At 65.8% G+C, this 9,619-nt stretch carries 4 protein-coding genes and 1 pseudogene; 1 reads left to right on the top strand and 4 read right to left on the bottom strand.

What is annotated here, in order from left to right; all coding sequences use genetic code 11:
* The 3 genes from H7A76_RS32005 to H7A76_RS31995 form a co-directional block, all read right to left on the bottom strand.
* Positions 1 to 854 (bottom strand): class I SAM-dependent methyltransferase (locus H7A76_RS32005; RefSeq protein ID WP_185701273.1); only part of this gene is annotated, 854 nt, incomplete at its 3' end.
* A gap of 88 nt (positions 855 to 942) precedes the next feature.
* A complete protein-coding gene (locus H7A76_RS32000) occupies positions 943 to 6,183 on the bottom strand; it encodes a type I polyketide synthase (protein WP_185701272.1) in 5,241 nt (1,746 codons plus the stop codon).
* Positions 6,184 to 6,790: 607 nt separating this feature from the next.
* The gene (locus tag H7A76_RS31995) at positions 6,791 to 8,296 is read right to left on the bottom strand and encodes a sensor domain-containing diguanylate cyclase (protein ID WP_185702212.1); all 1,506 of its coding nucleotides are present in this window, start codon (positions 8,294 to 8,296) and stop codon (positions 6,791 to 6,793) included.
* A gap of 398 nt (positions 8,297 to 8,694) precedes the next feature.
* Here H7A76_RS31995 and H7A76_RS31990 point away from each other — a divergent pair, with 398 nt between their 5' ends.
* The gene (locus H7A76_RS31990; RefSeq protein ID WP_185702211.1) at positions 8,695 to 9,255 is read left to right on the top strand and encodes a TetR/AcrR family transcriptional regulator; all 561 of its coding nucleotides are present in this window, start codon (positions 8,695 to 8,697) and stop codon (positions 9,253 to 9,255) included.
* A gap of 43 nt (positions 9,256 to 9,298) precedes the next feature.
* On the opposite strand, the pseudogene H7A76_RS31985 reads toward H7A76_RS31990, so the two are convergent.
* A pseudogene (locus tag H7A76_RS31985) lies at positions 9,299 to 9,619 on the bottom strand (transcriptional regulator); the annotation flags it as partial.

Genomic DNA, 9,619 nt, shown 5'->3' with positions numbered 1-9,619 from the left:
TATACCCGCGCGATCACCAGTTGTTCGAAGACCGGTGCCCGCAGGCGGTCCGTGCGCCCGGCGAAGTAACGTTGCTCCAGCTCGGCCGGTGCGACCAGTAGCGCCTCGGCAAACCCCAGTTCCAGCAGCCAGTGCTGCAACTGCCCGGGGTCGAAGCGGCTGATCCAGGGTTCGCCGCGAGCGGCCGCCAGGCTGGAAAACACCTGCACCGCCTCCTGGTCCAGGCCATCGAGCCCTGGATCCTTGATGATGAAACTCATCACCAGGCCACTACCGGCCGGGAGCGCCAGCACATCTTCCAGGGTGCGCTGGATCGCCACCCGCTCCAGGTACTGGGTGACGCCGAGCCAGGACAGGAAGGTCGGCACCTGGGGATCGAAGCCGACGGTTTCCAGGCCCTGGCGCAGGGTCACGCGCTCGAAATCCATGGCACAGAAGCTGAGGTTGCGTGGAATGCCGATGCGCGCCGCGTGCAGGTAACCGCGCTTGCATGCCTGGGAGGCCGGATGGTCGACCTCGATCAGGCGTATGCCCTGGGCCCAGTCGGGCTGGCGATAGGCGAAAGTATCCAAGCCCGCCCCAAGCATCAGGTACTGCCCCACCCCAGCCGCTACCGCTCGATGCAGTTCGTCTTCGGCCAAGCGATTGCGCATGACGAACAACGCCCGGGCCAGGCACTGCACCGGCCCTTGGAAGTCGTCGGCCCGGGCCTGGATCTGCGCCGCACTGGAGCCCTCGACCAGGCCGACCACCACCGGATCGTCGACCACCTTGGGGTGCTGGTCCAGTACCTGGTGGGCGGCACGGGCGATGGAGGTGTAGATCGCGGTCCAGCTGGCCGTTGTATTCTGCATGGCGGTTTCCTGTCGGTTGCATGAGAAATCTACCGGTCGCGGCAACGCTGCCTGGCCTGGCAGGCGCCGGGCCGGCTTGCCTTACGGGCTAGGCCAGTGCCTGGCGCACGTAGCGGGCAATGGCCTCCACGGTCGGGTGGTTCCAGATGAGCGTGGCCGGCAGGTCGATCCGGTAGCGCTGCTTCAGGCGAATCCGCAGTGCCACGCTGAGCAGCGAATCCATGCCCTTCTCCACCAGCGACCGCTGGGGGTCGATGTCCTCGGGGGCGCAACGCAGTTCAGCCGCGATCAACGCCTGGATGTCTTGCGTCAGCCACTGCCCAAGCTGCTCGTCGGGCACCGCGCGCCAGGGATCGAGTGACGTCGCTTGCGCCGCCTCTGGCGCGGCGTCGCACAGCAGCCGGCTCAACACCGGCAGTGGCTGGCCGAGGTCCGCCGAGCGCTGCACACGAAATACCGCCGCATAGGGTGCACCACAGTCCTGGGCCAACTGCCAGGACGCCAGTGCCGTGGGGATACTCAGAGCCCCCAGGCCATTGGCCGCGCACTCGCGCAGGGTCGCGTCGATATGGCTGGACATCCCCAACTGCTCCCAGGCCATCCAGGCGATGCTCAGGGTCCGTTGACCGTCCTGCGCGGCCCGATACCTGGCGAAGCCATCCATGAAGGCATTCGCCGCGGCATAACCGGCCTGCCCCGAGGGACGCGCCAGCTGCCCGCTGGAGGAGAACAGCACCAGGAAGTCCAGGCTCCCGGGAGGAAATGCCCGCTCCAGGGCCAGGGTCCCGGTGACCTTGGCCCGCAGCACCTGGGACAGGCTGGCGCGCTGCAGATGCTCGATCATGCCGCCCTTGAAGACGCCAGCGGCGTGCACCACACCGCGTATCGCCGGCAGGCCCAGGGCCGACTCGGACAACGCCTCGGCCACCTTCGCCGTATCGGCGATGTCCAGCGCCAGGGGCAGCACCGTCACGCCCTGGCGCTCCAGCGCACGGATGCCGTCGATCACCAAGCGCTGTTGCGGATCCTGCAGCGCGGGCCAGGCGCTGCGTGCCGGCAAGCCTTGGCGGCCGATCAGCACCAGGCGCCGTGCCCCCTGGTTCACCAGGTACTGGGCGGCCTGCAGGCCCAGGGCGCCGAAGCCGCCGGTGATGGCGTAGCTGGCATGCGGAACGCATTGCGGCTTGCCCTTGGGTCCTGGCGCGACTGCCTCCTGCAAGCGCAGGACCTGGCAGGCCTGGGTACCGATGGCCAGCACATCCTCGCTCTTGTGCCCCAGGGCGCCTCGTAGCAGGCCGAAGGTGCTGTCGCTGTTCAAGGCTGCCGGGTCGATGTCGATCAAGCCTGCCCAGAGGCCTGGCTGTTCGCCGGCGACGATCCGCGCCACGCCCCACAGCGGCGACTGGGCCAGGGCGATCCGGTTGGCCATGGCCTTGACTCCGAAGGTCACGCAACCCAGGCGCAGGGATGGCTGCTCCAGGGCCAGGCGCTGGACCTGCTGCGTAGCTTGCAGCAGTCTCCAGGCATTGGCCTCGACCGCATCCGGCAACGCCTCATCGTCTGCCGGTGCGCTACCGAGCACCAGCACCAGCGTCGGCTGCCCATTCAAGCGCAATTCGGCGCCGTCTCGCACCCGGGCATGCTCGATCCCGGCCCGACGCAACCCCAGGGACAAACGCTGCGCGGCGTCGTCGTCCGGTCCCAGGAGCAGCAACTGCGGCAGCGGCTCGGTGGGGGGCTCGAAGCGACAGGTCTCCCAGTCTTCGACGAACACCGTCGCACTGCTGCCGCGGGCCAGTTCATCCTGGCGGTCCACCGTCATGAACACCAGGCCTTCGATGCGCGCGGCCAGCTCTCCCCGCTCATCGAGCACCAGCAGGTCGATGGGCTGGCGCTCGCCAGTGCGCGGCGCCCGTTCGGCGCACAGGGTAAAAATCTCCGGCGGCGTAGGCCTCGCGCACAGCGAGGCAATAGCCGCCGGCATGCGCAACAGATCGTCATCCGGCAACAACAGCGGCAGGCTGGTCAGCGCGGCATCCAGCACCACCGCCCAGCTGTTGGCCTGGGTCGGACCGAGCTGCGCCCGGATCGTCGCCATCAGCCGGCCCGGCCCGCGCCGCAACGAACCGATATGCCACCGGAAGCCGTAGTCGGCGATACCCCGGCGCCGGTACATCGGCTCGAGCTGCGGCCACTCCAGCGACTCGCGGCAGTGAGTCTGCCAGGCCGCCACTTCGGGCGCCGGGCCTTGCAGCTCGGTGTTCCAGTCCAGGCTGGCGGTGGTATGGGTCAACCAGCCCAGCTCGCGCTCCTGCTCGGATTGCGCCGCCTCATCGTCCAGACGGCTGCACAGGCGGATCTGCTGGCCCTGCCTGACAATCTGGATATCCCGCGTACCTTCCACTGCCACGGGCGTGCGCAGCACCACGTCACGCAGGGTCGGCAGTTGCCCGTCCCGCGTCCCGGCCTGCATGAAGCTGTTCAGCAAGACCGCCGCCGGCAAGATCTCCACGCCGCAGATCGGATGGCTGCCCGGATAGGGACGCAGTTCGAAATCCAGCCGCGTGCGCCAGATGTCACAGGGCGGCGCACTGCGTACCAGCTGGTGGCTGCCCAGCAACGAATGCCGCAGCGGATCGTGGCCCTTGCCCAGGTTGGCCCGCACCGGCAAGGCCGTGGTCCAGTAGCGCTGGTGGTTCCAGCCCATGCTCGGCAGATCGAGCAAGACTCCCGGAGCCGGCCATTGCAAGTCGGCGCCGTGGCAATACAGACGAGCGAGGCTGGCGAGCAGTTCCGGGTACTCCGGGCGCCCCTCCCTGAGGCTCGGGCACACCAGTACATGCTCGCGCCCACCTGCATCGGCGGTCTCCTTCAGGGCGTGGGCGACGATGGGCTTGCTCGACACCTCGAGGTACAGCTCGAAGCCGTCCTCCAGGGCGGCCGTCGCCGCTTGCTCGAAAAGCACCGGGTTACGTGAGTTCGCGCACCAGAAATCCGCATCCCGAGGTACCAGGGCCCGGGGATCGTCCAGGGTCGAGTTGTACAGGGGCAGGCGCGGCGTCAGGCAGCGCAGTTCGCCAGCGGCTTGGCGGATGTCCTCCAGGAGCTGGTCGATGTGTGGACTGTGGAACGCCACATCGCTCGCCACGCGCCGCGGCACCAACCCCTCCTCGGCCCACTCACCGGCGAGCCGCTCGACCTCGCCGGCCGTACCGGAAATCACCGTGGACGAGGGGCTGGCGGCGATTGCCGCGACCACCTGTGCGCGCCCCTCCAGGCGCCTGGCGGCCTCGGCGAATGGCAGGTTGACCATGAGCATCGCTCCTTGGCCAGACAAACGCTGGTAAAGCGCCGCCCGGCGGCAGGCAAAACGCGCGGCCGATGGCTTGTCCAGGGCGCCGGCGACCACCGCCGCAGCGATCTCACCGGTGGAATAGCCGATCACCGCCCGGGGTTCGAGCCCCAGGCTGCGCCAAAGCGCCGCCAAGGCCAGCTGCAAGGCGAAGGTCGTGGCCTGGATACGCTCCACCGAATCGAACGCGCCCTGCTCCAGCGCCTCGCGAGGCGTGTACCCCAGCTCGGCGCTGAACACCTCGGCCAGGCTGTCCAGTTCAGCGGCGAATACCGGCTGGCTCGCCAGCAGCTCCCGACCCATGCCCTGCCACTGCGCACCATGTCCGGAGAACACCCACACCGGCCCTCGCCCGTCCAGCATCGAGCCGCTGAAACAGCGCTCGCTATCGCTGCCAGCCGCCATCTGGCCCAAGGCCTCGAGCAACTCCGTGGAATTGCTCGCCAACAATGCGCCCCTGGCAGGCAAGTGCGCGCGTCGTTGCCCGAGGGTATGGGCAATATCTTCCAGCGCGGCCTCGGGGTGCTGTTGCACCCAGTGTGCAAGGCGCGCGGCACTGTGGCGCAGGTTCTGCGGCGCCTGGCCGGACAGCGGGAACAGCCGCGCACCGGAAAGCGGCCGGGCACTCGGCCGTGCCTGGAGCGTCACCGGCGCAGCCTCGATGATCGCGTGGGCGATGGTGCCGCCCACGCCGAAACACGAGACTCCCGCCCGCCTGGGCGAACCGGTGTCCGGCCATGGCCTGAGGCTGGAGACCACCTCGATGCCCGAGGTACTCCAGTCGACTTCGTCGGTCAGGTTCTCGTACAAGCTGCGCGGCAGCTGTCCGTGGTTCAGCGCCAGCACGGCCTTGATCAAGCCGGCGATGCCGGCGCCCGCTTCCAGGTGGCCGATATTGGGCTTGACCGAGCCCACCAGGCATCTCTCGCCGCCGCTGCGCGTGCTGCCGAACACCCGGGAGATCGCCGTCAGCTCGGCCTTGTCCCCCAGGCGGGTGCCGGTGCCATGGGCCTCCACGTACTGCACCGAGGCACAGGGAATATCGGCCTGGCGATAGACTTGGCGCAGCATCAGCTCCTGGGCCTCGCCGTTGGGCGCCATCATCCCGGCGCTGTGGCCGTCCTGGAACACCCCCGAACCCCGGACCAGGGCCAGTATCCGGTCCTGGTCACGCAGTGCATCGTCCAGGCGCTTGAGGACCAGCACCCCCGCCCCTTCGCCGCGGCCATAACCGTCGGCAGCGCTATCGAAGGATTTGCAGCGACCATCGGCCGCCGTGGCACCCGAGGCATCCAGCGCCAGGCTCATGCCGGGGAAGGTCATCAGGTTCACCGCCGCCACCAGGGCCAGCCCGGTACTGCCATCGCGCAGGCTCTGGCAGGCCAGGTGCAGCGCCGTGAGCGAGCCGGCACAGGCGGTGTCGACCACCAGGCTGGGGCCGTGAAGGTCGAGGATGTAGGACACCCGGTTGGCGATGCCGAACAACATCCCACCGTTGACCACCCAGGGCTCGATATGACTCAGGTCGGCCAGCATCCGGTGCCCGTAGTCGAACGAATTGGCGGCGGCGAATACCCCGGCCTCGCTGCCCTTGATCGTCGATGGCGGGATACCGGCGTGCTCGAGCGCCTCCCAGGCCAGTTCCAGGATCATCCGCTGCTGCGGGTCCAGGGACTGCGCCTCGCGGGCGGAAATACCGAAGAATCCCGGATCGAAGTGATCGATCCGCTCCATGAAGCATCCACGGCGCGTGGCTTTCTTCAGCGCCGCCGCGACTTCGGGACTGCTGTTCTCATAATCGGCCCAGCGTTCGCCGGGCAAGTCACCGACCGCGCAGCGGCCTTGAACCAGAAAGTCCCAATAACTCTCCAGGCTGGAAAGTTGCGGTGCGAAACGACAGCTCATTCCGACAATCGCGATGGGCTGCAAGCCCGCATGCTGACCAATACCTTGTGCAAGGCGCTGTTCGTCGTCCATGACACACTCCTGGATATATCCATTTCGTTAGTTTTGAAGGCCCCGAAACTTCATTCCCAGTCAGTATTCCTTCCACTCGAAAGCCGCCATAGGTTCATATGAAAACCATGGATATCAAGGAGTTGAGAGGTCATTGAATATTAGAGAAAGCCGCTGGCACGCCGGCTTCAAGGCCGAACTCCAAAACTAGCAGAAACTTGTTCAGCCACAAGACGGCGACTTGCGTGGGATATAGCCAATCACACTCAAGACTATTTCCGATCAACCGGGAAAATCATTATCGATATAGCGACCTGCAACTTATTCGACTCCATTTCTGGTCCCGCCTTAACAAATAATTGCTCTTGTGCTCTTTGTACTGCTGGGCAAATTGCCAATCGTTATATCGGCCTGGAGAGTTTTTTTGACCGACGGTAGTCCTCTCAAACACCGCTGGCGAAACGCTCGCGATAGCTGCCTGGACTGATACCGATGCGTTCGCGAAACAACCGGGAGAACGAACTCACATCCAGGTATCGCCCCGGGCAACTGGATGCCTGTTTGCAGCAGCACCTTTGGCGAGTCGATGTTGCCGGCCTGCCGCTGGGTGCTGGCGCAGCTTTGCAGGTCAATCGACGGCATGCACCCGGGTCCGGTTGCGGCCCTCGTGCTTGGCCCGGTACAGCGCCTGGTCGGCCAGGCTGAGCCAATGTTCCAGGGAGGTCTCCTGGTCGATCAGGACCATGCCGATGCTGACGGTGGACGCCAGCTCCCCCACAGGCAGCGCCAAGCGGTGCGCGCTCCAGCACTCGCGCAAGCGCTCGAGCAAGGCCAGGGCCTGCTCGCGGTTGGTCTGTGGCAGCAGCAATACGAACTCCTCGCCGCCATAACGGGCGAACAGGTCCGTGCGCCGGACCTGGCTTTCGCAAACCGCGCTGAAGGCCTTGAGTGCCTGGTCGCCCACCAGGTGGCCGTGGTTGTCGTTGATCCGCTTGAAGTGGTCGATATCCAGCATCGCCAGGCACGACGAACGCCCCTGCCGACGGTCCGGGGCCAGCTCGAGCTTGGCCCGTTCGATGAAGGCCCGGCGGTTGAGGACACCGGTCAAGGCATCCCTGGCGGCAGTCTGGCGCAGCTCCTGTTCCAGGGACTTGCGCCCGCTGACATCGCGGATCTCCGCCACCTGGGTACCATCGTCCAGGGCGGCAACCGTCAGTTCGGCGGCGAACTGGCTGCCGTCATGGCGCACCGCCACGCGATCCTGTGGCACCCCATCGAACCGCCCCAGTTGTCGTTGCAGGTCGGCATCGGTTTCGAACAAGTACTCCAGGGGGCGTTCGTGGTAATGCTCGCGCTCGCAATCGAACAAGCGCTTGAGCACCGGGTTGGCATCGACGATCCGGCCGTCGCGGACGATCACCACGGCGGCGCTGGTGATGTTCATCAGGCGCTCGAAGCGCACCGCGCTGCGCTCGGCCGCCAGCAGGAAGCGGCGCAGGCTGAGCAGGGTCAGGCCGAACAGGCAGAGGATCCACAACGGATAGCCGATGTTGAAGGCCAGCAGTTCGGTGGCCGCCTCCAGGCCTGCGCGCGGCCGCAGTGCCTGGAGCAGATCGAGGGCACCGCTGGCGGCTGCGCTCAAGGCCAGCAAGCCGAACATCAACGCGGCGAAGATCCGGACGCTGCGCAACCGGCGATCGCCCGGCAGGCACAACAACGCACGGCAGGCCAATGCCCGGACGAAGGCACTGACGAAGGTGTACAAGGCCACCACCAGCTCGGCTTCCAGCGGCTCGCCCAGCCAGTGCCACAACAGCCAGGGCACGGCGGTCAGGCAAACCGCCGGCACCAGCCACCAGGGCGCGGGACGCTCGAGGAAGCGGAACACGCCGATGACCAGCACCGCCTCCCCCGAGGTCAGCAGGCTGTAGCTCAACACGTTGTACGCCAGCCCGGCCCAATGGCCACCGAACAGCAGCAGCAACTGGCCCAGCCCCACCAGCAGTATGCCGAGGGTCCACAGGCCGGGTCCCGGATAGGGGCGCGAGTAGTACCACAGGGCCAGGCAGATGATCGCGCTGGCGATCAGGATGTTGGTACCCAGCAATAACGGTGAGAACAGCAAGGCATTCATGGCGTTGGGGAGTCCGGAAATCGAAGGGGCCGCTTGCCGTGATGGCGGACAGCCGCCAATGACGCCCGGGATACCAGGGCGGCCGGAGCTTCCCGATGCACGGGGTCAAGGCAGGGGCGCGATCATGGCTGGACCAGCGCCTGGCGTTGCCTAGGGGTTTTCTGCCGGGTACGTCCGAACTTTAGGTGCCTGGGGTAAAAATCAGCCCGCCGGCTGCCGGTCGGGCGGTCATGACCCAGGCTAACGCGACCGAGCATGAGACCAAAGTGAGCCCTTTAAAATATTACTGTCACAAATGAGCCTGCATAGACTCAAACAAGCGATTACAATGCGCGGATGCCGGCAAGGAGTGTTTCTTGCTAGGAACCTCCTCACTTGCCTGAAGCCCCGAACGCCCCATGACACTGCATGACGCCCGCCTTCTCAAACAGCTGACCACTGCGCTAGTCAACCACCCACGTGCCACCATGAAGGAACTGGCGGAACTGGCCGGAGTGAGCAAGGCCACGCTCAACCGTCACTACGGGACCCGTGCCAACCTGGAACAGCAACTTGAGCTGCATGCCAAGAACGTGCTCGCCGACATCACCAGCAACGCCTGGCTGCACGCCGCTGAACCGCTGGACGCCCTGCGTCACTTGATCCGCGAACATCTCACCCACCGCGACCTGCTGGCTCTGCTGATGTTCGAACATCGCCCCAAGGGGCCGATGCTGGAGCAGGAAGCATCCTATATCGAAGATCTGGATGCGTTCTTCCTGCGCGGCCAGCACCAGGGGGTGTTTCGTATCGATATCAGCGCCGCGGCCTTCACCGAGCTGTTCATCAACCTGATCTACGGCATGGTCGACGCTGAACGCCGCGGGCGTGCGGCCAGCGCCAACTCCGCCCATTCCCTGGAGCAGATGTTCCTGCACGGCAGTGTCGCCCTGAATGCCAAGTCGGGCAGACATCCATGAAAAAGGCCGGCTGGATCGCCCCAGCCGGCCTGTGATGCCCCCCCTACTTGATCAGCGGGATCTGCTTCCCGGTCTGCAGCACCTCCATCGCATCCAACTGGGTCTCGATCTGCAGGAAGCGCATGGCGATCACCGGCGACATCCTCACCGACACCTGGTCGATGTAGCGAAACAACACCTTGTGCTGTTTCTCCAGCAAGGTCTTGTAGGTTTTGAGCATCGAGGCCGCGTCCTGGTTGTTGACGGCTCCGGAGCCATAGGCCCGGGCGTACTCCACCAGCAACTGGAACGAGTCTTTGTGCAAGCCATCTATTTCGTTGCGATAGCGGCTGTAGATTGGCCAGAACGTCTCGGCCTGCTCGCT

This window comes from Pseudomonas sp. MSSRFD41, from assembly GCF_014230245.1.
Lineage (GTDB): Bacteria > Pseudomonadota > Gammaproteobacteria > Pseudomonadales > Pseudomonadaceae > Aquipseudomonas > Aquipseudomonas piscis.
This window is presented reverse-complemented; position numbering and strand designations above follow the sequence as displayed.